A 24250-nucleotide genomic window follows, 5' to 3' on the forward strand; every position below is an offset into this window, starting at 1 on the left:
TTCGTTTATCCCTGTTTGACTTTGAGCGGCAGCACGCGGACCGGATCGCCGGCCTTCACGTCGAGCGCGGCGGCATCGTCGGCCGACAGCACGAACGAACCGTTCGCGACCACGCCCGGCGCGACGCCGACGCGGAAATCGTTCAGCGACGTGTTCGACACGAGCGACCTCGACGGATGGCCGTCCCGCGCATCGTCACTTGCGTCCGGCACGCCGATCGCGACCGGCACGACGACGCTCTCGCGCACCGTGCGCAGGTCGTTGATGTGGCATTCGAGCACCGGGCCCGCGTCGAAGATGTCGACGTGGTTCTGGTAGCGCAGCCCTTCCGCTTCGAGCATCTTGCGCGCCGGCAGCGTGTCGCGGTGCGTGAGGCCGACCGCGTCCTGCGCGTCCTGCGGCAGCAGGTCGACGTACACCGGATAGCGCGGCATCAGTTCCGCGAGGAACGACTTGCGGCCGTGCGAGCTGAGGTAATCGGCTGCATTGAAATCGATCTGGTAGAAGTGCGAACCGACCGCGCGCCAGAACGGCGACGTGCCGTCCTCGTCGAAGTGGCCGCGCAGCTCCGCGCAGATGCGCTCCGGGAAACGGTCGCGGAACTGCGCGATGAACATGAAGCGCGAGCGCGACAGCAGGCCGCCGACGCCGCCGGTGCGATAGCGCGGGCTCAGGAACAGCGAGCACACTTCCGCGTAGCCCGTCAGGTCATGCGAGATGTTCAGCGCGGACATCCGCGTCCACACGCCGAGCTCCTGGCTCGCGTGCACGACCGTGCTCACGCGATAGTTGTAGAACGGCTGCTCGAGGCCGACCTGCGTCTCGATCCCGCACACGCCCGCGATGTCGCCCGTCTTCGATTCTTCCATCACGAAGAAGTAGCCGGCCTCGCCCGGTGCGGCCTCGCCCTCGAGCGTGCGGCGCGTGCGTTCGATGCGCGCGGCGAGCGCGTCGCGGTCGGGCTTGAACGTGGTCAGGCCCGGCCCGGTTTCCTTCGCGAGCGACACGAGCGCGTCGACGTCGCCCGTTTGTACGACCCGAACGACGATCATGCTGCGTCTCCCTTCATCTCTTCATCGTCGCGGCGATGCAGCGGCACGCAGCGCACAACATCGCCATCCTTCACATCGAGCGCCGCGCGCACGTCGCCGGCCAGCGGCGCGTCGGCCGTTTCGGCCGGCAGGTCGGCCAACACGCAGCGGAACGATTCGCCGCTGCCCGTCGACACCATGTACGCGACATCGCCCTGCTGACGCGCGGCTTCGCGCACGGTGCGCTCCGCGCCGTGCTTCACGCATGCGGTGCGGTCGACCTGCGCGGTCAGCACGGGGCCCGCGTCGAAGATGTCGACGAAGCGGTCCGGCTCGAAACCTTCCTCGAGATGGATGTCGTACGCGAGCAGCGCCGTTTCGTTCGGCTCGCCGAGCACGCGCTGCGCCGCTTCCGGCAGCAGCGGCACGTAGAGCGGATACGCCGGCATCACTTCCGCGATGAACGTGCGGCTGCGGCCGCCCGACGCGATGTCGACGTCGGTGAAATTGCGGCCGAAGAACTTGCGGCCCACCGCTTCCCAGAACGGCGATGCGCCCGTGTTGTCGCTCACGCCGAGCAGCAGCGTGAACACTTCCGGCGTGAAGCGGCGGCGATTCGCGGCGATGTACATCATCCGCGCACGCGAGATCAGGTGCGCGGCCGCGTCGCCGCGCAGCGACGGATCGACGTAGAAGCCCGCGAGCCGGCTCTTGCCGGTCAGCTCGTGCGACATCGTGAGCGCGTGGATCTTGCGGTTCACGTGCAGCTCGCGCGACGCGTGGATCAGTGCGTCGTTGCGGAACGCGTAGAACGGCTCCGAGTAGCCGGCCGCGGCCACGATGCTCGCCGTGCCGAGCAGCTTGCCCGTCGACGAATCCTCGAGCACGAAGAGATAGAACTCTTCGCCGGCGAAATCGACGTCCGCGCGAAACGAATCCTCGGAGAGCGCCACGCGCGCTTCGAGCGCCGCGCGGTCGTGCGGCAGCGAGTGCAGGACCGGCTGCGCGGTGCGCGCCATGTGCGCGAGCGCATCGAGATCCGTGAGTTTGCCGGGGCGAACAAATAGCATCGTCGTTCCTGTCTGCGATGGGTGCGCCGATCAGCGCGCGGTGGCTTCCTGGGCCGCGAGCACCTGCTCGACTGCCTTCTCGAAGCGCTTCACGCCTTCGTCGAGCAGGTCGAACGGGATCACGAGCGACGGGACGAAGCGCAGCACGTTCGGGCCCGCGATCAGCATGATCAGGCCGTTCTCGGCGGCGGCGGTGACGAAGTCCTTCGCGCGGCCGTCGAATGCGGCGGTGAGTTCCGCGCCGACCAGCAGGCCCTTGCCGCGGATGTCCTTGAAGATGCCGAAGCGTGCGTTGATGCGTTCCAGCGCGCCCTTCAGCCGCACGCTGCGTTCGCGCACGCCTTCGAGCAGTGCCGGGTCGCCGATCAGTTCGACGACCTTGTCCGCGATCGCCGACGCGAGCGGGTTGCCGCCGTACGTCGTGCCGTGCACGCCGACCTTGAAGTGTGCGGCCAGTTCGTTCGTCGTCAGCATCGCGCCGATCGGGAAGCCGTTGCCGAGCGCCTTCGCGGTCGTGAGGATGTCCGGCGTGACGCCCGTGTCCATGTATGCATAAAACTGGCCCGTGCGGCCGACGCCCGTTTGCACTTCGTCGAAGATCAGCAGTGCGTCGTTCGCGTCGCATGCTTCGCGCAGTGCCTTCAGGAAGGCCGGATCGGCCGGGATCACGCCGCCTTCGCCCTGCACCGGCTCGACGATCACCGCGCAGGTTTGCGGGCCGATCGCGGCCTTCGCGGCTTCGACATCGTTGAACGGCAGGTGCTTGATGCCGGCCGGCACCGGGCCGAAGCCTTCCGAGTATTTCGGCTGGCCGCCGACGCTGACCGTGAAGAACGTGCGGCCGTGGAACGACTGGACGAACGACACGATTTCATATTTGTCGGCGCCGTGGCGGTCGAATGCGACGCGGCGTGCGAGTTTCAGTGCGGCTTCGTTCGCTTCCGCGCCGGAGTTCGCGAAGAATGCGCGGTCGGCGAAGGTCAGCGATTCGAGGCGCTTGGCGAGGCGCAGCACCGGCTCGTTCGTGTAGCCGTTGCCGATGTGCCAGAGCTTGCGGCCTTGTTCGTCCAGGACCTTCAACAGTTCCGGGTGGCCGTGGCCCAGCGACGTCACGGCGATGCCGCAGGCGAAATCCACGTATTCGCGGCCGGCCGTGTCCCACACGCGTGAGCCCTCTGCACGGTCCGGCACGAACGGCGCCGGGGAGAATACCGGCACCATCACTTCGTCGAATGTCTGGCGGGTCACGGTCGAGGTCGTCATGGTCGTTCCTTTCGGTTTCGTAAGAGGGTTCAACAGGATCAAGTTTAGGTAAGGGTGACGCAAGCGTCTTGCGGAATTGCGACGGGTTCTATCGGAAGCGGATAGTTCGCTTTATTTTGCCCTCCCGGCGGGGGGGTGTGGTTCTGCCGGTGTGGTTCTGCCGGTGTGGTTTATTTGGGGGCGTTTTGGTGGTGCGCTTTCGTTTGACGTGAAGCACCTGTGATCGTGTCGGTCCATGAGCGTCGCCCCTGCGCGGGGCGGCGGTTACTTTTCTTTGTCTTGCCAAAGAAAAGTAACCAAAAGAAAGGCGCCCGGATAACGCATGACCTCCCGGTGCCATAGCCATCGGAGTGGCCCTCGCCTAAGTGTCGGCGCCAGTCGGGAACCCGGAGTGGTTCGAGCAATGGTTCTGACCCGCCACACCACCCCGCGGAGCGGTATACCGCCCGCTAGCTCCGTCCTCGCTTCGCTCGGCCGACCAGGATGCCCCCTGGTACGACGGAATCAATCGATCAGTTCTGGAAGTCACCGCACGCAATGGCGCGACACCCCATGTGCAAACAACGTACCCCGCGCGCGCCGTCTCGAGCACCGCAAACAATATCGAGATGGCCTTTTTCCCGGCGCGACTACGATTGTGACTTTCCGAGAGGGTCAAAACAATGAATAGAAGAATTGCGGTCGTCGGCGATAGTCTCTCAAGCGGCGGGAAAATCAACTCGTACAGTGGACCGCCGTTCCTGATCCGCGGCCATCAAGCAGCCTTGATCGGCGGTCGTGCATTCTGTGCTGCATGTCAAAGCACCGGCATCATCGCAAAGGCTGGCGGGCCATATCGACTCAAGTTCCAGGGAGAGGTCGCGCTCGACCGCGATATTGTTCTGTGCGGCTGCTCGACTCCACCGAGCATCGTCGCGTTACTGGCAGGCGAAGCTTGATGTGAGGATCGGCTAAAGGGTCTCGGGGAAGTCATTTCGAGCCGCACGACCACGGGCGGTGTCGCGTCGGTCAAGAAAGGCGCATTCGATGAACAGGTCGAGGTGAAGACTGGCGGCGGCAGTCATTCCGGCGGCCCAAACGGCTATCCCTATTACATCGAGACGACAGACGGCCGCATCCATTCTGGAGTCCTCGATGCAAGCGGCGAGCTACCCCGCGTCCACACCGGCGACGGATCAGGAAACTACACCGTCTATTGGGGCGATGAAGCCATTGCAAAAAAACACAGCGGGGTAAGCCATGCCTAATCCCTCCACGAAGGTCCGCACGAACGACACGCCAAAATCGAAGAAATCCGTACAACTCCAGGCGCTGTCCTTTCAAGAACTTTGGAACGCATATCCGAACAAGGACCCCTACGATGACCCCACTGGCGAGTATGAGAATCAATGCGCGATACGCATGAGCGTTACGTTTCACGGCATCGGCAGCGACATGAAGTCGTTTTCTCAAAACGTGTTGAAGCCGATGCCTGGCAAGAAAACACTAGGCCGCCTGATACTCGGCTGCAAAGCGACGGCGACGCGCGCTTACGAGCTGGCAGAATGGTTGAAGCTTCGCCCATTCCTTGGGCTTGGCAAACCTGAAAACATCACCGGTCCAGATTGGCAGGACAAGGTAAAAAACCGAACCGGTATCATCTACTTTTTCGGCTACTGGCGTCAGGATGGCGACTCAGCCGATGCACTGAGTGGCGGCCACATCGACCTGTGGAACCAAGACACACTGACACCATCCTTTGCGTCGTTCTGGCGATTTCGCCTTGGTCAGCGAACGTTCCCAGACCTATCGTCGCGGCTTCGCGGGGGAAACGGGAATGTGATTTCGGACCTCGCGAAATCTAAAGAAATCCTATTCTGGGAGGTGAATTGAGACGTATAGCATTCGCTATGCTAGGCGTCGTGTGGGGCTTGCTTGTTGCAGCAGCGTGCCTCTATGTATTCGGCCATATTCCTTGGCCTGACGCTCTGCAATCACGATCGGCCGGCTGTAGTGACATGGAGCACTGCGCGCCTCACGCAGTTTATATCGCGACATTGCTCATTACGGTCATATGGCCATCGGTCGTTTTTGCCACGCTCAACGTCTTTGCTTATAAGCGTTGGTCGCTGCGCAGATGGAGCATCAAGTTTGCAGCGTCTACATTGTTCGTCATGCTGATCTATTTACTGCTTCACGTCGCTCCCTACCTATGGCTCGTCGACCGATGGCTTGCCAGATAGCCACTTGGATAGAAAAAGAAACCCGGCGCAAGGCCGGGTTCTAACCAAGCGACATTCATGGGCAATACAACAACGTTACCCGGATTTTCACTGGCGTGGTCAGCATCCAACTGGTTCTCCGACCTGCCAATTCCAAAGAAACCCTCTTCTGGGAAGTGAAATGAAACGTATGGCGCTCGCAGTACTAGGGTTCGGCTGGGGCCTGCTCGTCACATGGGCGACCATCTGCATCCTCGATCACATCGATTGGCCCGAAGCGAAATCGCATGCGGCGGGCTGCAACGACATGGAGCACTGCACATCTCACGCGAAGTTCCTGGCGGGCATGTTCATCACGCTGCTATGGCCGGCTGTCGCATGTGCGGTATTAAACGCCGTGGCGTATAAACGCTGGGCGTGCCGTCGCTGGGGAAGCGTATTTTTCGGTGTAACGTTGCTCGCCGCGCTCTTCTATAGCAAGCCGTACGTCGTACCGTACATAGGTCTTGCTGGCTAACTGCAGCCCCTACTCGTGCGTATCGAGGGGGCGTCATCATCGTTCATTTATCCCTCGCCTTCGGGCAAGAAGCCGCAAACTCACCTCGCGAGCTGAAGCACCTGTCGGCCGAGCGAAGCGAGGACGGAGCTGGCAAGCGGTATACCGCTCCGTGGGGTGGTGAGAGGTGTCAGAACCATTGCTCGAACCACTCCGTGTTCTTTCCTGGCGCCGACACTTAGGCGAGGGCCACTCCGTGGACCATGGCACCGGGAAGTCATGCGTTATCCGGGCGCCTTTCTTTTGGTTACTTTTCTTTGGCAAGACAAAGAAAAGTAACCGCCGCCCCGCGCAGGGGCGACGCTAATAGACCGACACGATCACAGGTGCTTCACGTCAAACGCAGGCGCCCCGCAACAAACCACTTAATCCTTCCCGCGCTCGACAAGCGCGCCCCCGCGAGGCTCGCTCCCGCCGCCTGTCTGTTTCTCGAGCCATGCCCGTCGATCTTCCCGAGGCGTAACGCCAAACCGCTCGCGGTAGGCATTGGAAAAATGCGCAGCAGAAGAAAACCCGCAAGCAAGACTGACCTGAACCACCGACTTGCTGGTCCGCTGCAACTGCGTCCGTGCCTTGAGCAACCGAAGATTGAGGTAATACTTGGAGGGCATCGCCCCGAGATACTGCCGAAAGAGCCGCTCCAACTGCCGCCGCGACACGCCGACCAGCCCGGCGATCTCATCGGTAGTAAGCGGATCCTCGATATTGGCTTCCATCAAAAGCAAGGCATCATTCAACCGAGGATGTCGCTCACCGGGCGCGGTAACAAAAGGAATCCGTTGGCGTTCCTCACCACTCCGCAGCGTCCCTGCCCCGAGCGCATCGGCAATCCGCTCCGAGAGATCCGCCCCATGTTCCCGGCCAATCATGGCCAGCATGAAGTCCACGGTGGCCTGCCCACCGGCACAGGTCGCCCGATCGCGATCGATCTCGAAGATCTGCTGCGTGACGATCGACCGCTCGAACTGCTCGGCGAACTGCTGATACGTCTCCCAGTTCACGCTCACGCGATATCCGGAAAGCTGCCCGGCCATCGCGAGCCACCACACGCCGTGATGAATGCCGGTCACGACCGGCGTCCGCTGCCCGACCCGCGCGAGACTCGCGAGAAACAACCGATAGTCGGCAAACTGCTGAAACCGCTCCGACACGACGATCAGCCAGTCGCACGCGATCGCATCGTTGAACGCCGCATCGGCATGCCACTGCGCCCCGCCGACGAGCGGCACCGGCCGCCCGTCCCACGAACACACCTGCCAGCGATAGAGCAAGCGCCCGTCGATCTCGTTCGCGAGATGCAACGCATCGACGATCGGACCCACGCCCGACATCGACACGGGCGGCAATGCAACGATCACCACCTGCGTCGTGCGGGTGGCGCCTGCGGGACGAGACACCGGTACCACGTATGAAACCCGCCCTTCGCGTTACTTGAGACTGCCAGACAGGAACTGCTTCAGACGCTCGCTCTGCGGACGCACCAGCACCTCCTTCGGATCGCCCTCTTCCTCGGTCCGCCCCTGATGCAGGAACATCACGTGGTTCGACACGTTGCGCGCAAAACCCATCTCGTGCGTGACGACGATCATCGTGCGGCCTTCCTCGGCCAGCTTCTGCATCACCTTCAGCACTTCGCCGACCAGTTCCGGGTCGAGCGCCGACGTCGGCTCGTCGAACAGCATCACGTCCGGATGCATCGCCAGCGCCCGCGCGATCGCGACACGCTGCTGCTGGCCGCCCGACAGATGCGACGGATACTGCTTCTCGACGCGCGGCGCGAGGCCGACCTTCTCGAGATATTCGCGCGCGCGCTCCTCGGCCTCCTTCTTCGAAATGCCGAGCACGTGCACCGGCGCTTCCATCACGTTCTCGAGCACGTTCATGTGCGACCACAGATTGAAGTGCTGGAACACCATCGCGAGCTTGGTGCGGATGCGCTGCAACTGCTTGTGATCGGCGACCTCGAGCGCACCGGCGCGGTCGGTCTTCGTGCGCACGGCCTCGCCGTCGACGACGATCTGCCCCGCATTCGGCCGCTCGAGAAAATTGATGCAGCGCAGGAACGTGCTCTTGCCCGAACCGCTGGCGCCGATGATGCTGATGACGTCGCCGGCCTTCGCGTTCAGCGATACGCCCTTGAGCACCTCGTTATCGCCATAGCGCTTGTGAATGTCGACCGCGGCAAGCTTGACGGAAGCGGACGCGCTCGTTTGAGTGATCTCGGCCAACTGGCTCTCCTCGAAGTGAAATCAATGACGGCCGGCCGCGAGATACGCGAGCCAGTGGCGCTCCGCCCGGCGAAATGCCGCGACGAGTGCGAAAGATACCGCAAGATAGATCAGCGCGGCGATTCCGAACGACTGGAACGCCATGTAGGTCGCGGAATTGGCGTCGCGCGCGACCTTCAGGATGTCGGGCACGGTCGCGGTGAACGCAACGGTGGTCGCGTGCAGCATCAGGATCACCTCGTTGCTGTACAGCGGCAGCGCACGGCGCAGCGCCGACGGCAGGATCACCCGGCGGTACATCGTGAACGGCGACATCCCGTAGGCACGCGCCGCCTCGACCTCGCCGTGCGGGATCGCGCGAATCGCGCCCGCGAAGATCTCGGTCGTGTACGCGCAGGTGTTCAGCGCGAACGCGAGAATCGCGCAGTTGAAGCCGCTCCTGAAGAACGCGTCGAGCAGCGAGTGCGATCGCACGAACTCGAGGCTGTACATGCCCGTGTACAGCAACAGCAGCTGCACGTAGAGCGGCGTGCCGCGGAACACGTACGTGTAGAACCGCACCGGCATCGACAGCCACTTCTTCTTCGACACGCGCGCGACCGCGAGCGGCACCGCGCACACGAAACCGAGCGATATCGACGCGACGAGCAGCCACAGCGTCACCGCAAGGCCGGAGAGGCGCTGGCCGTCCCAGTAAAGGAACGCCTGGCCGAATTCCTGGAGGATCTCGATCATAGTTCTGCGTGCCGCACGCCCATGGAATAACGCTTCTCGAGCTGGATCAGCACGAGGTTGGAAACGGTCGTGATCGCGAGGTAGATCAGCGCCGCAATGAGGATGAAGAAGAACATGTTGAACGTGCTCTTGCCGGCGTCCTGCGCGGCCTTCACGACGTCCGCGAGGCCGATGATCGACACCAGCGCGGTCGCCTTCACGAGCACCTGCCAGTTGTTGCCGATGCCCGGCAGCGCGAAGCGCATCATCTGCGGAAACATGATCCGCACGAACACGCGCATCCCGCTCATCCCGTACGCCGCGCCGGCCTCGAGCTGACCGCGCGGCACCGACAGGAACGCACCGCGGAACGTCTCGGTGAAGTACGCGCCGTAGATGAAGCCGAGCGTCAGCACGCCGGCGACGAACGGGTCGATGTCGATCTGGTCCCAGCCGACGAGGTCGGTGAACTGGTTCAGCCAGATCTGGATGCTGTAGAACAACAGCAGCATCAGGACGAGATCGGGCACCGAGCGAATCAGCGTCGTATAACCGGTCGCGATCGCTCGCACCACCCGGTTATGCGACAGCTTCGCCACCGCGCCGATCAGCCCCAGCGCCACCGCAGCGGCGAGCGACAGCACCGACAGCTCGATGGTCTGCATGGTGCCGGCCCAGAGGACAGGACCAAAGCCGTAAAGGAACACGCGCGTCTCCAGTGTTGACATGAACACCGGCGCGAAACGCTGTCCCGCGCCGAACTGACGCGGATAGTCGCAAGCGAAATTGATTGCCTCAAATCCCCGCAGGCGCGATTGCTGCGTCGCAGCAATTCATCCCACCATTTGCCGGCACGGCCTATACCGCTGTTTCAAAAGGAAAAAACCCGCTCCCTGACAGTCGGATAACAGGCAGGGAAGCGGGTTTTTTGCAATTTTCCGGTCGCTTTTTCGATATAGCGCCGCAGGCGGTCTCACCGCCCTTTCAGGATGTCGGAACGCGAAGTCGTATAGACAAGCCCGTCCGGGCCGAAATGGACGTTGAAGAACGCGTCGGTGTTCACGCCGTCCTCGAGCCAGCGCCAGCTCCACACCGTCTCGGGCTTCAGCGGGTACTGCGCGATGTCGCCCGGCTTGCCGAGCAGGCGCCGCACCTCGTCCTCGGTCATCCCGGGACGCACCTTCGCGAAGTTCTCCGCGGTCAGCACCTGCGTCGCGCCCATGTAGTACCCGTTCGGGTCGAGGTCGACGAACCAGGTCTGGTTGCCCATCGGGCCGCGCGGATATTCGAGGCGCTTCGAGCCGTCGGTGAAGGCGCGCTCGGTCTCGGGCTTGCCCATCGTGGCGCGTACGTCGGCTTCGGTCGATACGCCGGCCTTCAGCCCCTTGAGCAGCAGCGGCGCCGGCTTGATCGCGTTGAAAAAGTCCCTGATGCGTTGCACGTCGAGATTGCCTTGCTTGTCGTCGCAGCCGGTCAGCGCCAGCGCGGCGGCCAGCATCGTCACGGGAAGGTGCCGGAAACGGAAAATCATCGGAAGAAATGCGCGTCGAGAAAACACGCGGCAAGGATACCCGCGCAACGCCAAAAGCGCGAGACGGGCGCGCGGCCCGTCTCATGTTCAATGCATCGTTTCGGTTTGCACCTCGGCCTCGCGGCTCGCCTGCGGGGCGCGCGCCCCGGCCGGCACGGCCTTGATCCGGCGGCGCGTGCGCACCAGTTCGGCAAGCTGCCACGAACCGAGCGCCAGGCAGCCGAACAGCACCTCGCGGCCGCGCTTGACCAGCGCGAGCGACAGCGCCGTCTCGCGATCGACGCCGAACATCTGCGCGAGCAGCACGACGGTCGCCTCCTGCACGCCGAGACCGCCCGGCACCATGAACGCCGCATGCCGCACGGCCTGCGTCATCGCCTCGATCGCGATCGCGCCGCCGATCGATACCGGATGGCCGAGCAGCGCGAGCGCCCAGTAAATTTCGAGCGCGCCGAGCACATAGCCGGACAGCTGCCAGAAGAACGCGCTGAACAACAGCGCCGTGCGCGACATCAGCGCGTCGATGTCGCCATCGAGGCGGCGGCCGTCGACACCCTGCAGCAACCGGTGCGAATCGCCGAGCAGACGCCCCGCGAACCGCTCGATCGCATGAAAGATCCCGCCGCGCCGCATCAGCACGACGCCGAGCACCGGCAACGGCAGCGTCAGCAGCAGCGCGAGGCCGATCGTGCCGCCGCCCATGTCGTGTGTCGTCGCGAGCAGCAGCACGAGGCCGAGCGCCGCGAACGCATACTGGACGACGATCGTCACCAGCACCTCGACGATCACCGACGCGGTCACGCGGCTCGCGTCGGGCACCTGCCAGCGCGCCATCCGGATCCCGACCAGCTCGCCGCCGATCCCGACCACCGGCAGCAGCCGGTTCACCGCTTCGCGCACGGTCGCCACCCACCACAGGAACGACAGCGACGCGCGCCGGTCGAGCAGTTGGTGCCACGCATACGCGTCGAGCAGCAGCGGCAGCGCGTGGAACGGCACGAGCCACAGCAACGCGAAGCCGGCGCGCTCGAGCATCCGCGACACGTCGCCGATGCCTTCGTGCAACCCGAGCGCAAGCAGGATCCCGATGCCGACCGGCCAGCCGAGCCATTTGATCCACTTGGTCATGACGGCTGCGCCCCCGCCTCGCGCGACGGGCGCGTGCCGTGCCGTCCCGCGGGCTGGCCGAACACGTCGGCAAAACCGCCGGTCGTGACGCCGGCCGCCTTCAGCGCGGCCGCGACGCGCGGCGACAGCAGCGCATCCAGTTCGTCGACCGGCCGGTAAGCGGCCATCGTCGGCGTGATCGGGCCGTCGCCGGCTTCCGCAGGATGGCAGTAGATCTCGCCGACACCGGGCGGCAGCGCCGCGAGCGCGTCGAGCAGCACCGCCTCGTCCATCGCGCCCGTATGCTCGATCCCGACCACGTAGTCGTTATGCGCGAGCCCCGCGCGGTCGAGCCGGGCGCGGACCAGCGCGATCCACGGCTTGAGCAGCGCGGGCGCGCTCGTTTCGTATGGCAGCCGCACCGCGCGCAGCCCGTAGTCGCGGCCGATCTCGATGATCATCGACAGCACGGTCGGATGCAGATGGAAATGCTTGTGCGCGTTCACGTGGTCGAGCGGCAGACCGCTCGCCGCGAACGCGTCGAACTGCGCGCGAATCTCGCGGCGCAGCTGCGCACGTACGTGCGGCAGGAAGAAGAAGCGACAGCCGTCCTTCGCCATCGCATCGCCGAACCGCCCGTCGGGGCCGACGAGCGCCGGGATCTCATGCGCGGGCAGCGTGGCCGGCCCGTCCGCGAGGACCAGATGCAGGCCGACCGCGAGCGACGGCAGGCGCCGTGCGCGTTCGATCGCGTCCTGCGCCGCGGGCGCACCGACCATCAGGCTCGCGGCGTTCAGCACGCCGTCGCGGTGCGCGCGCTCGACCGCCGCGTTGACGCGCGGGTGCAGCCCGAAGTCGTCCGCGGTGAAGATCAGCGCCCGCGCCGCCCGCTGCGTCGTCACGAATCAGGCCTCGTGCGCGCGCAGGAAGCGGAAGAACTCGACGCCTTCGCGCAGCCGGCGCTTCATCATGTCCCAGCTCGTCAGCATTTCGCGAACGATCTCCCAGATCTTCGACGGACGGAAGTAGAACTGGCGATAGAACTGCTCGAGATGGTGATAGATCTCGTCGCGCGACAGGTGCGCATAGCCGATCGCCGCGAGCTGCACGCCTTCCTTGCTCACCAGGTTGATGGTCTTGTTCTCTTCCATCCAGCCGTTCTCGACGGCCTGCTTGTAGAGCGTCGTGCCCGGGTACGGCGCGGCGAGCGACACCTGGATCGTGTGCGGATTGATTTCCTTCGCGTACTCGATCGTCTTCTTGATGGTTTCCTGCGTCTCGCCCGGCAGGCCGAGGATGAAGGTGCCATGGATCTTGATGCCGAGCTTCTTGCAGTCCGCGCTGAAGCGGCGCGCGAAATCGGTGCGCACACCCTTCTTGATGTTCACGAGGATCTGGTCGTCGCCGGATTCGAAGCCGACCAGCAGCAGGCGCAGGCCGTTTTCCTTCATGACCTTCAGCGTCTTGTACGGCACGTTCGCCTTCGCGTTGCACGACCACGTCATGCCGAGCTTGCCCAGGCCGATGGCGATCGCTTCGGCGCGCGGCAGGTCGTCGGTGAAGGTGTCGTCGTCGAACATCAGTTCCTTCACTTCCGGCATGTTGTCGCGGATCCACTTCGCTTCCGCGAGCACGTTCTCGACCGAGCGCGTGCGATACCGATGGCCGCTGACCGTCTGCGGCCACAGGCAGAACGTGCAGCGCGACTTGCAGCCGCGGCCCGTGTAGATCGATACGTACGGATAGTTCAGGTAGCCGATGAAGTAGTTGTCGATCTTCAGGTCGCGCTTGTAGACGGGCGCGACGAACGGCAGTTCGTCCATGTTCTCGAGGATCGGACGCGCTTCGTTGTGCTCGATCGAGCCATCCTTCGCGCGCCAGCTCAAGCCCTTGATCTCGGGGAACGGCTTGCCTTCGGCGATTTCCTTGCAGGTGTAGTCGAATTCCTCGCGGCACACGAAGTCGATTGCCTCGCTCGCCGTGAGCGAGTTGTGCGGATCGACCATCACCTTCGCGCCCACCATGCCCACCAGCATCGACGGCTTCATCTTCTTCAGGTCCTGCGCGAACATCGCGTCGGTCGGGAACGACGGCGTGCTCGTGTGGATGATCACGAGGTCGTAGTCGTTGGCGATCTTCAGCGTCTCTTCGACCGACAGGCCGTCGGCCGGCGCGTCGACCACGCGGCTGCCCGGCACGAGCGCGGCCGGCTGCGCGAGCCACGTCGGATACCAGAAGGAACGGATTTCGCGCTTCGCCTGATAGCGCGAGCCGGCTCCGCCGTCGAAGCCGTCATACGAAGGGGCCTGCAAGAACAGCGTTTTCATGAATGCTCCGGTAGCCTGCATAGTTCGATTCGTTTCAACGATTCAGTCAATCAACCGCGGGCCGCCCTGCCGGCGCCCGCGTCTCTGTCATGTCGCGTCGCGCGGCGTTGCCGCGCGGCGCGTCTCGGCCCTCTGGCCGGATTCGATCGGGGACGGGCTCGAGGCCGGTTCCCCGGAGAACGTACCTCGAGTACGTCAGCGGCCGTCGCCGCCTTCCACCATTGCCGCCGCGCGTTCGCCGCCGACGACCGTCATCCTCGCGCCGCGCCACACGACGTGCGTGCCGAATGCGGCCGCGAGCCATTCGAGCGCGAGCAGCGTGTCGCGCACCGCGACGAGCGGCAGGTCACGCCAGAACGCGCGCCAGCCGTCCTCGCCGCGCGCGTGCAGCACGAGCCGCCCGAACGCACCCACGACGGCCGCGCCACCCGCCAGCGTGCCGGCGACGGTGCCGTCGAGACGCAGCGCGAGCGCCGCGCCGATCGCGAGCCACGGCGCGGTAAACGTGATGAACAGGAACGCGAAGCCGCTCGGGTTCAGCGAGCGGATCGTGCGCAGCCAGCGCGTCTCGCGGTGCCAGAGCGGCCCGAACGACGGTTCGATCACGTCGGTCGCGACCTCGACCTCGGACAGCACGGTGCGCCGCCCGAGGCGGCGCGGCAGCTCGGCCAGCCAGAAGTCGTCGGCCAGTTCGTCCTTCAACGCGGGAAACCCGCCGATCCGGTCGAGCGAGTCGCGCGTCAGCGCCAGCGTCGCGCCGAAGCCGAAGCGGCTCGAGCGGCCGAGGTGCGTGATCCGTACCGACGGCGCGAACCAGGCATCGACGAACTGCGCGCCGATCCGCGTCCAGAACCCGCCGACGCTGCGCGCATGATACAGGCACGTGACGACCCCGACCGACGTGTCGGCGAGCGGCGCCGTCACACGCTCCAGATAGTCCGGCTTCACCGCGATGTCGCTGTCCGCGATCACGATGCGGCCGTACTTCGCGCGTTCGGCGAGATTGATCAGGTTGCTGACCTTCAGGTTCTTGCCGTGCACACGCGCGTCGATCACGAGCGTGATGTCGCATTCCGGATAGTCGGCGCGCAGCCGCTCGACGACGGCGATGGCCGGATCGGCCGCCGACGCAACCCCGAACAGCACTTCATGGCACGGGTGGCGCTGCTCGCAGAACGTCGCGAGGTTCTCGTACAGGTGCGGCTCCGCGCCGCACAGCGGCTTGAGCACGCTGACGGGCTCGAAGCCGTCGCGCGCGGCGGTGCGCGGCGTGCGCGGGCGCGGCGCGAACGCCGCGACGAGCGCATAGCCGGCCGCGGCCAGCGTGAACACGGTCAGGAGCCAGTCGAGCAGCGTGACGGTCGGCGTCATGCGCGACGCCCTCCGGCGACGCGGGCGCCCTGCCAGCCGATCGAACCGGATTGAACGTGATTGGGTATTCCGACAGCAACGAACGCGGGCACGACCCGACTCCTTGTTCCAGCAGTGTCTGTGTAATGGGGAGGCACGGCCCATTCCCCGAAAGCGGCCATGCCCGGCTTCGCGTGGCACATCCCCGCGCGATGCCCGGGCGGGATGCGGGAAGATTCCAATGGCAACCATCGGCACAACATGGACAGGCGCCGGATTTTAGCAGCCTGCGCCAGCCCGCGCTTGGGCACCTCGCGAAACGGACTGATGCGATTTCGGCAAAGCTGTGCGACCGGGGAACCATTCTGGTGCCGCCACGTTCACGTTAGCGTAAGCGCTTTGCAGGCGTATTGCAGTCTGAAAAATCAAACGTTTCGTGGAAATTTGTACGTCGATGCGGAGACACGCCCAATCGCCGTAAAGTTCGGTAATTATTCGGTGATTAGATCGATTTTTGCAACGATCACCAGGCCCACCCTTACGCCCCTGAAAGGCGCATGGGTATCCGCGCGTCGCCAGCGCGTTGCGGAACCCTTTGGCAAAATCGTCGGCATCTGTTGCGCATGCGCATCACCGCGCCCCTCCCTTTCGAAGGCCACCCGATGATCCCGTTTTCCGTTCTCGATCTTGCCCCCATTCCCACCGGTGCCGACGCCGCGCAGGCATTCCGCAACACCGTCGATCTCGCGCAGCACGCGGAGCGCCTCGGTTACCGGCGCTACTGGCTCGCCGAACATCACAACATGCCCGGCATCGCGAGCGCGGCAACCGCCGTCGTGATCGGTCATGTGGCGGGCGCGACGAAGACGATCCGCGTCGGCTCGGGCGGGATCATGCTGCCGAACCATGCGCCGCTCGTCATCGCCGAGCAGTTCGGCACGCTCGCATCGCTGTACCCGGGGCGCATCGACCTCGGGCTCGGCCGCGCGCCCGGCACCGACCAGACCACGTCGCGCGCGCTGCGCCGCGACCTGATCGGCAGCGCCGACGCGTTTCCGGACGACGTCGCCGAACTGCAGCGCTACTTCGCGGAACCGGTGCCCGGCCAGCGCGTGCGCGCGGTGCCCGGCGCGGGGCTGGACGTGCCCGTGTGGCTGCTGGGTTCGAGCCTCTTCAGCGCGCAGCTGGCCGCGATGCTCGGGCTGCCGTTCGCGTTCGCGTCGCACTTCGCGCCGGACTACCTGATGCGTGCGCTCGAGCTCTATCGCGCCCAGTACCGGCCGTCGGCCGCGTGGCCGAAGCCGCATGCGATGGTCGGGGTCAACGTGTTCGCGGCCGAAACCGACGACGAGGCGCGGCGCCTCTTCACGTCGCTGCAGCAGCAGTTCATCAACCTGCGCCGCGGCACGCCGGGCAAGCTGCCGCCGCCCGTCGACGCGCTCGAGGCGAGCGAATTCGAACTCGCGAACGTCGCGCATGCGCTGTCGTTCGCGGCCGTCGGCTCACGCGATACGGTGCGCGACAAGCTGCGCGACCGGATCGCGCAAACGGGCGCGGACGAAGTGATCATCACCGCGCAGATCTACGATCACGCCGCGCGGGTGCGTTCGTTCGAACTGGCGGCACGGATCCGCGACGAACTCGCGAACGAAACCCGCTGACCCGACGTGCGCGCCCGCGCAGGCGGGTGCGTCAGCCTGCGCGTCACTGCGGGTGTACCGCCTCCATCCCGTCGAGCAGCGCCTTGTGGAACGCGTCCGGGTCCTGGATCTGCGGCGCGTGCCCGAGCGCCGGGAACTCGACGAGCTGCGCGCCGGGAATCGCCGCCTGCGTGCGTTTCGCGAGTTCCGGATAACGGCCGAGCTTTGCGTGCACGTCGGGCGGCGCCACGTCCTTGCCGATCGCGGTCGTGTCCTTGTCGCCGATCAGCAGCAGCGTCGGCACGTGGATCGCGCCGAGTTCGTAGACCACCGGCTGCGTGAGGATCATGTCGTAGATCAGCGCGGAGTTCCACGCGACCGCGTCGCGGCCCGGGCCGCGATACATGCCGGCGAGCATCTGCACCCAGCGCTCGTAGGACGGCGCCCACTTGCCCGCGTAGTAGGTCGCCTGCTCGTAGCGGCGGATGCCCTCCGCCGTCGTCTTCTGCTCGCGTGCATACCAGTAGTCGACCGGCAGCGGCGGCACGCCGAGAGCCTTCCAGTCCTCGAGGCCGATCGGGTTCACCAGCACGAGCTGGTCGGTCGCCTTCGGATACATCAGCGCATAACGCATCGCGAGCATCCCGCCCGTCGAATGGCCGACGATCGTCGCCGATTTCACGCCGATCGACTCGAGCAGCGCATGCGTGTTGCGCGCGAGCTGCTGGAAGCTGTACTGGTAGCGCTCGGGCTTCGACGACTTGCAGAAGCCGATCTGGTCCGGCGCGATCACGCGATAGCCGGCGCGGCTCAGCACGCCGATCGTGTCCTCCCAGGTCGCCGCGCAGAAGTTCTTCCCGTGCAGCAGCACGACGGTGCGGCCGTTCGGATGCGCCGGCTGCACGTCCATGTACATCATCTCGAGCGTTTCGCGCTGCGACACGAACGCGTAGCGGTGCACCGGCTCCGGATAGGCGAAGCCTTCCAGGCGGGGGCCGTACGCGGGCCCGTCGTTGCCGGCCGGTGCCGGGGCGGCCGCCGCGGCTGACGTCGCGCATGCGGCGGCGACGCCCGCACCGAGCACGGCGGCGCGTGCGAGGGACAACATCTTGCAAGTCGAAAGCATGGCGATCACGATAAAGGGAAATGCACGCGGTCAGCCGGGCGGCTTCGCGCCCCGCGATTCTACGCGGTCGGGCTGACGACGGCGCGCAACACTCGATGGCCGCGCGACTTCCGCGCGCGCGACGAACTCGGGTATCGTGTGACGTGACCCTGAAACGCCTGCAGGCGAACGCTCATGAAAAACGTCCTCAGCATTCAGTCGCACGTCATCTACGGACACGCCGGCAACAGCGCGGCCGTGTTCCCGATGCAGCGCCTCGGCGTCAACGTCTGGCCGCTCAACACCGTCCAGCTGTCGAATCACATGCAGTACGGCCACTGGGCCGGCAGCGCGATCGACGCCGCGAAGATGGAGCAGCTGATCGACGGCATCGCCGCGATCGGCGCACTCAAGCGCTGCGACGCGGTGCTGTCCGGCTTCCTCGGCTCGCCGGCGCAGGCGCGCGCGACGGTCGAGATCGTGCGCTCGGTGAAGGCGATGAACCCGAACGCATGGTACTTCTGCGATCCGGCGATGGGCCAGACGGGTGGCATCCGGCCCGAGCCCGGCGTCGAGGAATTCATCGTCCAGGAGATGCCGGCGCTCGCGGACGGCATGTCGCCGAACCACACCGAGCTGCAAAAGCTCGCCGGGCGGCGCATCGAAAGCGTCGCCGAAGCCGTCGACGCGTGCCGCGCGCTGATCCGCCGCGGCCCGAAGATCATCCTCGTCAAGCACCTGCACGACCGCAACAGTCCGGCCGACCGCTTCAACATGCTCGCCGTCACCGAGACCGAAGCGTGGATCGGCCAGCGCCCGCTGTATGCGTTTCCGCGCCATCCGGTCGGCGTCGGCGACCTCACCAGCGCCATTTTCGTCGCGCGCCGGCTGCGCGGCGACTCGGTGCGCGCCGCGTTCGAGCACACGCTCGCGGCCGTGCACGCGGTCGTGAAGGCGACCTACGACGCGCGCCGCTATGAGCTCGAACTCGTCGCCGCGCAGGACGAAATCGCGCGCCCGAGCGAATGGTTCGGCGCGTGGGTCACCGACGCCTGACGCACGCGCATCGCCACGCATCCCCCGTCTTCTCCGGCATTCCGCGCACCGCACCACCGCCGCTTCGCCGCTCTCCCCACGACCCGACCGCCGGCACCAAGCCTTCCGAATCCTGTCCGCCCGCACGTGCAAACGTTTCCGGACTTCACATGAATGACACTGAATCCTCGCTATGCTCGCGGCGGCACGACCGGCGCAGCCGCATCCTGCGCCCCGGACGCGTCCAATTTTTCCCGCATGTCCCGCCAACCGGCTCCCCTCTTTACCGCACGATAACGACCATGACCCGATCGAACCGTCGTGACTTCCTGCGCGTCGCCGCCGGCACCGCCGGCGCCGCCGCGCTGAACCTGTTCCCGCCCGTGATCCGCGATGCGCTCGCCATTCCCGCGAACCGCCGTACCGGCACGATCCGCGACATCGAACACATCGTGATCCTGATGCAGGAGAATCGCTCGTTCGACCATTACTTCGGCACGATGCGCGGCGTCCGCGGCTTCGGTGACCCGCGCCCGTTGCGCCTCGCGAACGGCAAGTCGGTGTTCCACCAGCCGGTCGGCCCGGCCGAGCTGCTGCCGTTCCATCCGGGCGCCGACAAGCTCGGCCTGCAGTTCCTGCAGGACCTGCCGCACGGCTGGCAGGACATGCATGCCGCGTGGAACAAGGGCCGCTACGACCAGTGGGTGCCGAACAAGGGCACCACGACGATGGCGTACCTGAAGCGCGACGACATCCCGTTCCACTATCAGCTCGCCGACGCGTTCACGATCTGCGACGCGTATCACTGCGCGATCCCGAGCTCGACCGACCCGAACCGCTACTACATGTGGACCGGCTACGTCGGCAACGACGGCACGGGCGGCGGCCCGGTGCTCGGCAACGAGGAAAAGGGCTACGGCTGGACGACTTATCCCGAAGTGCTCGAGCAGGCCGGCGTGTCGTGGAAGATCTACCAGGACGTCGGCACGGGGCTCGACGCGAACGGTTCGTGGGGCTGGACCCAGAACCCGTACATCGGCAACTACGGTGACAACGCGCTGCTCTACTTCAACCAGTACCGCAGCGCGCTGCCCGGCACGCCGCTGTACGACAAGGCGCGCACCGGCACGAACATCAGCGCCGGCGGCACGCTGTTCGACGTGCTGCAGCAGGACGTGAAGAACGGCACGCTGCCGCAGGTGTCGTGGATCTGCGCGCCGGAAGCGTACTCGGAGCATCCGAACTGGCCGGCGAACTACGGCGCGTGGTACATCGAGCAGGTGCTGAAGGTGCTCGTATCGAATCCTGACGTGTGGAGCAAGACCGCGCTCTTCATCACCTACGACGAGAACGACGGCTTCTTCGACCACGTGCCGCCACCGTTCGCGCCGCAGTCGCGCGACAACGGGCTGTCGACGGTCGCGACGACCAACGAGGCATTCGCCGGCGACGCGTCGCACATGGCCGGCCCGTACGGGCTCGGGCCGCGCGTGCCGATGCTGGTGGTGTCGCCGTGGACCAAGGGCGGCTGGCTCTGCTCGCAGACCTTCGATCACACGTCGCTGCTGCAATTCATCGAAGCGCGGTTCGGCGCGCAGTACCCGGTGACGGCCGCCAACGTGTCGCCGTGGCGCCGTGCGGTGTGCGGCGATCTGACGTCGGCGTTCGACTTCGCGACCGCCGACACCGCCTGGCCGACGCTGCCCGACACGACCGACTATGCGCCGCCCGACCGCCTGCGCCATCCCGACTACATCCCGGTGCCGCCGGTGCTGCAGAAGCTGCCGAAACAGGAGGCCGGACTGCGCCCGGCGCGCGCGCTGCCGTACGAGCTGTTCGTGCACGGCCGTGTCGAAGCCGCGAACGGCCAGTTCCGGTTGACCTTCGCGAACACCGGCCGCGCCGGCGCGGCCTTCCAGGTACAGTCGCGCAACCGCCTCGACGGCCCGTGGACGTACACGGTGGAGGCCGGCAAGCGGGTCGCCGACACGTGGAGCGCCGCGGCGTCGCTCGGCCTGTACGACCTCGACGTGTACGGCCCGAACGGCTTCTACTGCCATTTCCGCAGCCCGATCGCGACCGGCGCCGCCAGCGCGGACGTGAACCCCGAGGTGATCTACGGCTACGACGTCGCGAACGGCAACATCACGCTGCGCCTGATGAACCGCGGCCACAAGGCCGTGCGGCTCAAGGTGACGAACGCGTACGGCCACGGCGGCGCGCGCACGTTCGACCTCGCACCGGGCGCACACGTCGACGACTACTGGGATCTGCGCGGCAGCCACGGCTGGTACGACCTGACCGTCAGCGACGGCCGCCTGCTCGGCTTCCTGCGTCGATTCGCGGGCCACGTCGAGACCGGCCGCCCGAGCACGAGCGACCCGGCGATCCGCACGAGCGCGTCGCATGACGACGCCGAAGCCGCGTCGGACGCCCTGTCCGACTGACGACGTCGAACGCGGCGCGGCCCCGGCGGGCCGCGCCGCCCGTGCACCCATACCTGCCTCCCGTCCGTTCGTGACGGGAAACTCCCGATACCGGCTGCCCGCGCACGCGCGGAAGCTATGCGCAAATCCGCACGGATTGCGCGGCAAATTGCCAAGACCCGCGCATATCGGCGACCTATAAATCGAGGCGATCGGGGCTCCTCGCCGAGCCTCACGGGAGATTCTTCCGGGAATCATCAGCATGCCGACCTCCCCGCCCGATTCCGAGAAGCGGTCGAACCGCCCCCCGTCGCACGCATCCGGCCCGCTGGCTGCGTGCGGTACCCACTCGCTGGTGTAGAACAAGAGGAACGAACATGAAATTCCGTCTTTCCCTGTTGTCGGTATCGGTCGTATCCGCGGTAACCCTCCTCTCGCAACAGGCCGCCCAGGCCGCCGACGCGACCGACGTGAAGGTCGGCTTCGCCGCGCCGCTCACCGGCGTGAACGCCGGCTACGGCAAGGATCTGCAGAACGGCGTGCAGCTCGCGCTCGACGATGCCGCCGCGCAGAAAATTCAGATCGCCGGCAAGCCTGCACACTTCAACCTCGTCGTGCAGGACGACCAGGCCGATCCGCGCATCGGCGTGCAGGCCGCGCAGGCGCTCGTCGACCAGAACGTGTCGGTGGTGGTCGGCCACTTCAACTCGGGCACGACGATTCCGGCGTCGGTGGTCTACGACAAGTCCGGCATCCCGGTGATCGATCCGGCCGCGACCAACCCGACGCTCACGTCGCGCGGGCTCGCGAACATGTTCATGGTGATCGCGACCGACGGCCAGAACGCCGGCAACGCGGGCAAATATGCGGTCGACGTGACCAAGGCGAAGCGCATCGCGATCATCGACGACCGCACCGCGTTCGGCCAGGGTGAGGCGGACGAGTTCGAGAAGGCCGTGAAGGCGGCCGGCGGCAACATCATCGGCCGCGAGTTCACCAGCAACCAGGCGGTCGACTTCCGCGCGCAGATCACGAGCCTGAAGGGCAAGAACCCGGACCTGATCTTCTTCGGCGGTCTCGATTCGCTTGCCGCGAACTTCATCAAGCAGATGCGCCAGCTCGGGCTGAACGCGCAGTTCGTCGGCGGCGGCGGCGTGAAGGACAACGAGTTCATCAAGATCGCCGGCCCGGCCGCGGAAGGCGCGATGGCGTGGGAATACGGACGGCCGCTCGACGAGCTGCCGCAGGGCAAGGATTTCGAGCAGCGGTTCAAGAAGCGCTTCGGCGTCGACGTGCTGTCGTACGCGCAGTTCGGCTACGACGCGGCGTGGGCGGCGATCAAGGCGATGCAGGCGGCCAACTCGACCGATCCGAAGGTCTATCGCCCGGCGCTGAAGAAGGTTGACTTCGAAGGCGTCACCGGCCGCATCTCGTTCGCGAACGACGGCTCGCTGAAGAGCGGGATGTCGACGCTGTACCAGGTGAAGAGCGGCGCGTGGAAGACCATCGTGACGAAGGGGGGTTGATCGAACGGGGCGGGCGGTCTGCGTAGCCAGGCCGCCCGGGCGCGCGCGACGGCGGGAACGCCGTCCCGCGTCCCCTCGCACGATGCGGTTACCGGATCAGCAGCCAGCAGCGAAGCGATCGGCACACTCGGCGCCGATCTCATACGATGACTGATGTTGGGGCGATATCGGTCACGACTGGCGGCAATGCGCCGATCGTTTCAGCGGTCACGCGTCAGTGCGCCTGCGTGTCGCGTTCCGCCTCGGCCGCCTCGTGCGCACGGCGCAGCCGCTCGCGGCTGTTGGTCAAGTGCGTGCGCATCGCGGCACGCGCGGCTTCCGGGTCGTGACGCGCGATCGCCTCGTAAATATCCTCGTGCTCGTGATTGAGCCGGCCGACATAGCGCTCGAGGTCGTCGCCGGCGAAGCGCGCCGAATTCACGCGCGTGCGCGGAATGATCGACGCGCCGAGCTGCGTCATGATGTCGACGAAATAGCGGTTGCCGGTGGACTGCGCGATCTGCAGGTGGAACTGGAAATCGAGCTGCGCCGTGTCGCGGCCGCCACCCGCCCCCGACGCGATCGCGTCGAGCGCGCGCCGCAGCGCGGCGAGGTCGGTATCGTTCGCACGCTGCGCGGCGAGGCTCGCGCATTCGCTTTCGAGGCTGATGCGCAACTCCAGCACCGCGAGCACGTCGCGCAGCGTCGTGATGGTCGCGGGGTCGATGCCGAGCGTCCGTCGGCGCGACGGCTCGAGCACGAAGCTGCCGATGCCGTGGCGCGTCTCGATGAGGCCGCTCGCCTGCATCCGCGAGATCGCTTCGCGCACGACCGTGCGGCTGACGCCCTGCGCCGCCATGACTTCGGTTTCGGTCGGCAGCTTGTCGCCGGGACGCAGCGTGCCGTTTTCGATCTGCGCGGTCAGCGCGTCGACGACATCTTGTGCGAGGCTGCGTGCGCGACGGCGCGGCGCTGCGGGAAGCGTGGGCACGGACATGAGGCCGGTTCCTTTTTGAATGATCGTAGTGTGAGCCGAGGGTTTACGCGGGGTTTGAGCGAACGCCGATGATTCATTATACTGCGTCACAAGTCATCCGACGACTGATGATCGTGACACAGATCTCCTGTCGACCGAGGCCGGCGCACCCGCACCCGCGCCTG

The 24250-nt window shown here is 65.8% G+C and carries 20 protein-coding genes and 1 pseudogene; 7 read left to right on the forward strand and 14 right to left on the reverse strand.

The features are described 5' to 3' along the window. Nucleotides 1-5: 5 nt before the first annotated feature. From astA to DIE06_RS15835, 3 genes are read right to left on the reverse strand one after another with little or no spacing between them, the layout of a single operon-like run. Entirely contained in the window at nt 6-1052 is a 1047-nt protein-coding gene (gene astA, locus DIE06_RS15825; protein WP_124662231.1) for an arginine N-succinyltransferase, read from the reverse strand. Next, nucleotides 1049-2101, reverse strand: a complete 1053-nt coding sequence (gene aruF, locus DIE06_RS15830; protein WP_124662232.1) for an arginine/ornithine succinyltransferase subunit alpha — start codon at nt 2099-2101, stop codon at nt 1049-1051. The genes astA and aruF overlap by 4 nt, the downstream gene beginning before the upstream one ends. Before the next feature lie 30 nt (nt 2102-2131). Beyond that, nucleotides 2132-3364: an aspartate aminotransferase family protein gene (locus DIE06_RS15835; protein WP_124662233.1), complete on the reverse strand. Its 1233-nt coding sequence runs from the start codon at nt 3362-3364 to the stop codon at nt 2132-2134. A 662-nt stretch (nt 3365-4026) separates the two neighbouring features. Between DIE06_RS15835 and DIE06_RS15845 the strand changes: the two are divergent. The 3 genes and pseudogenes from DIE06_RS15845 to DIE06_RS15860 all read left to right on the forward strand — a co-directional run bounded on the left by DIE06_RS15845 (nt 4027) and on the right by DIE06_RS15860 (nt 6082). Continuing rightward, nucleotides 4027-4611, forward strand: a pseudogene (locus tag DIE06_RS15845) (PAAR domain-containing protein). Then, nucleotides 4604-5236, forward strand: a complete 633-nt coding sequence (locus tag DIE06_RS15850; protein WP_124662234.1) for a type VI secretion system amidase effector protein Tae4 — start codon at nt 4604-4606, stop codon at nt 5234-5236. Before DIE06_RS15845 ends, DIE06_RS15850 begins: the two are co-directional and overlap by 8 nt. A gap of 510 nt (nt 5237-5746) precedes the next feature. Continuing rightward, the gene (locus DIE06_RS15860) at nt 5747-6082 is read left to right on the forward strand and encodes a hypothetical protein (RefSeq protein WP_124662235.1); all 336 of its coding nucleotides are present in this window, start codon (nt 5747-5749) and stop codon (nt 6080-6082) included. 404 nt (nt 6083-6486) lie between these two features. Here DIE06_RS15860 and DIE06_RS15870 read toward each other — a convergent pair whose 3' ends face one another. The 9 genes from DIE06_RS15870 to hpnI form a co-directional block, all read right to left on the reverse strand. Next, nucleotides 6487-7527 carry a GlxA family transcriptional regulator gene (locus DIE06_RS15870; RefSeq protein ID WP_124662236.1) on the reverse strand — a complete coding sequence of 347 codons (1041 nt, stop codon included), beginning with the start codon at nt 7525-7527 and terminating at the stop codon, nt 6487-6489. A gap of 21 nt (nt 7528-7548) precedes the next feature. Further along, nucleotides 7549-8349 (reverse strand): ABC transporter ATP-binding protein, encoded by an 801-nt coding sequence (locus DIE06_RS15875; RefSeq protein ID WP_124662237.1) that lies wholly within the window; start codon nt 8347-8349, stop codon nt 7549-7551. Between the two features lie 21 nt (nt 8350-8370). Next, a complete protein-coding gene (locus tag DIE06_RS15880) occupies nt 8371-9084 on the reverse strand; it encodes an ABC transporter permease (RefSeq protein ID WP_044849122.1) in 714 nt (237 codons plus the stop codon). Beyond that, nucleotides 9081-9770, reverse strand: a complete 690-nt coding sequence (locus DIE06_RS15885; protein ID WP_124662330.1) for an ABC transporter permease — start codon at nt 9768-9770, stop codon at nt 9081-9083. Before DIE06_RS15885 ends, DIE06_RS15880 begins: the two co-directional genes overlap by 4 nt. A gap of 266 nt (nt 9771-10036) precedes the next feature. After that, nucleotides 10037-10594: a hypothetical protein gene (locus DIE06_RS15890; RefSeq protein ID WP_124662238.1), complete on the reverse strand. Its 558-nt coding sequence runs from the start codon at nt 10592-10594 to the stop codon at nt 10037-10039. A gap of 87 nt (nt 10595-10681) precedes the next feature. After that, nucleotides 10682-11722: a lysylphosphatidylglycerol synthase domain-containing protein gene (locus DIE06_RS15895; RefSeq protein WP_124662239.1), complete on the reverse strand. Its 1041-nt coding sequence runs from the start codon at nt 11720-11722 to the stop codon at nt 10682-10684. After that, complete coding sequence (hpnK, locus tag DIE06_RS15900) at nt 11719-12603, reverse strand: hopanoid biosynthesis-associated protein HpnK (protein ID WP_124662240.1); 885 nt, start codon at nt 12601-12603, stop codon at nt 11719-11721. The genes DIE06_RS15895 and hpnK overlap by 4 nt, the downstream gene beginning before the upstream one ends. A gap of 3 nt (nt 12604-12606) precedes the next feature. Beyond that, nucleotides 12607-14049: a hopanoid biosynthesis associated radical SAM protein HpnJ gene (gene hpnJ, locus DIE06_RS15905; RefSeq protein WP_306426965.1), complete on the reverse strand. Its 1443-nt coding sequence runs from the start codon at nt 14047-14049 to the stop codon at nt 12607-12609. Nucleotides 14050-14223: 174 nt separating this feature from the next. Continuing rightward, on the reverse strand, nt 14224-15399 hold the full coding sequence (gene hpnI / locus DIE06_RS15910; RefSeq protein ID WP_124662241.1) for a bacteriohopanetetrol glucosamine biosynthesis glycosyltransferase HpnI: 1176 nt from the start codon (nt 15397-15399) through the stop codon (nt 14224-14226). 641 nt (nt 15400-16040) lie between these two features. Between hpnI and DIE06_RS15915 the strand changes: the two genes are divergently transcribed. Then, nucleotides 16041-17039, forward strand: coding sequence for an LLM class flavin-dependent oxidoreductase (locus DIE06_RS15915; RefSeq protein ID WP_124662242.1), 999 nt, complete (start codon nt 16041-16043; stop codon nt 17037-17039). A 43-nt stretch (nt 17040-17082) separates the two neighbouring features. On the opposite strand, the gene DIE06_RS15920 is transcribed toward DIE06_RS15915, so the two are convergent. Beyond that, complete coding sequence (locus DIE06_RS15920) at nt 17083-18144, reverse strand: alpha/beta fold hydrolase (protein ID WP_124662243.1); 1062 nt, start codon at nt 18142-18144, stop codon at nt 17083-17085. 174 nt (nt 18145-18318) lie between these two features. On the opposite strand from DIE06_RS15920, the gene pdxY reads away from it, so the two are divergent. The 3 genes from pdxY (at nt 18319) to DIE06_RS15940 (ending at nt 23110) form a co-directional block, all read left to right on the forward strand. After that, nucleotides 18319-19179, forward strand: a complete 861-nt coding sequence (pdxY, locus tag DIE06_RS15925; protein ID WP_124662244.1) for a pyridoxal kinase PdxY — start codon at nt 18319-18321, stop codon at nt 19177-19179. 281 nt (nt 19180-19460) lie between these two features. After that, entirely contained in the window at nt 19461-21605 is a 2145-nt protein-coding gene (locus tag DIE06_RS15930) for a phosphocholine-specific phospholipase C (protein WP_124662245.1), read from the forward strand. Nucleotides 21606-21961: 356 nt separating this feature from the next. After that, nucleotides 21962-23110: a branched-chain amino acid ABC transporter substrate-binding protein gene (locus DIE06_RS15940; RefSeq protein WP_124662247.1), complete on the forward strand. Its 1149-nt coding sequence runs from the start codon at nt 21962-21964 to the stop codon at nt 23108-23110. A gap of 214 nt (nt 23111-23324) precedes the next feature. Here DIE06_RS15940 and DIE06_RS15945 read toward each other — a convergent pair whose 3' ends face one another. Beyond that, the gene (locus tag DIE06_RS15945) at nt 23325-24086 is read right to left on the reverse strand and encodes a FadR/GntR family transcriptional regulator (RefSeq protein ID WP_124611266.1); all 762 of its coding nucleotides are present in this window, start codon (nt 24084-24086) and stop codon (nt 23325-23327) included. Nucleotides 24087-24250: the final 164 nt, after the last annotated feature.

Source organism: Burkholderia sp. Bp8998 (genome assembly GCF_003854235.1).
Classification (GTDB): Bacteria; Pseudomonadota; Gammaproteobacteria; order Burkholderiales; family Burkholderiaceae; genus Burkholderia.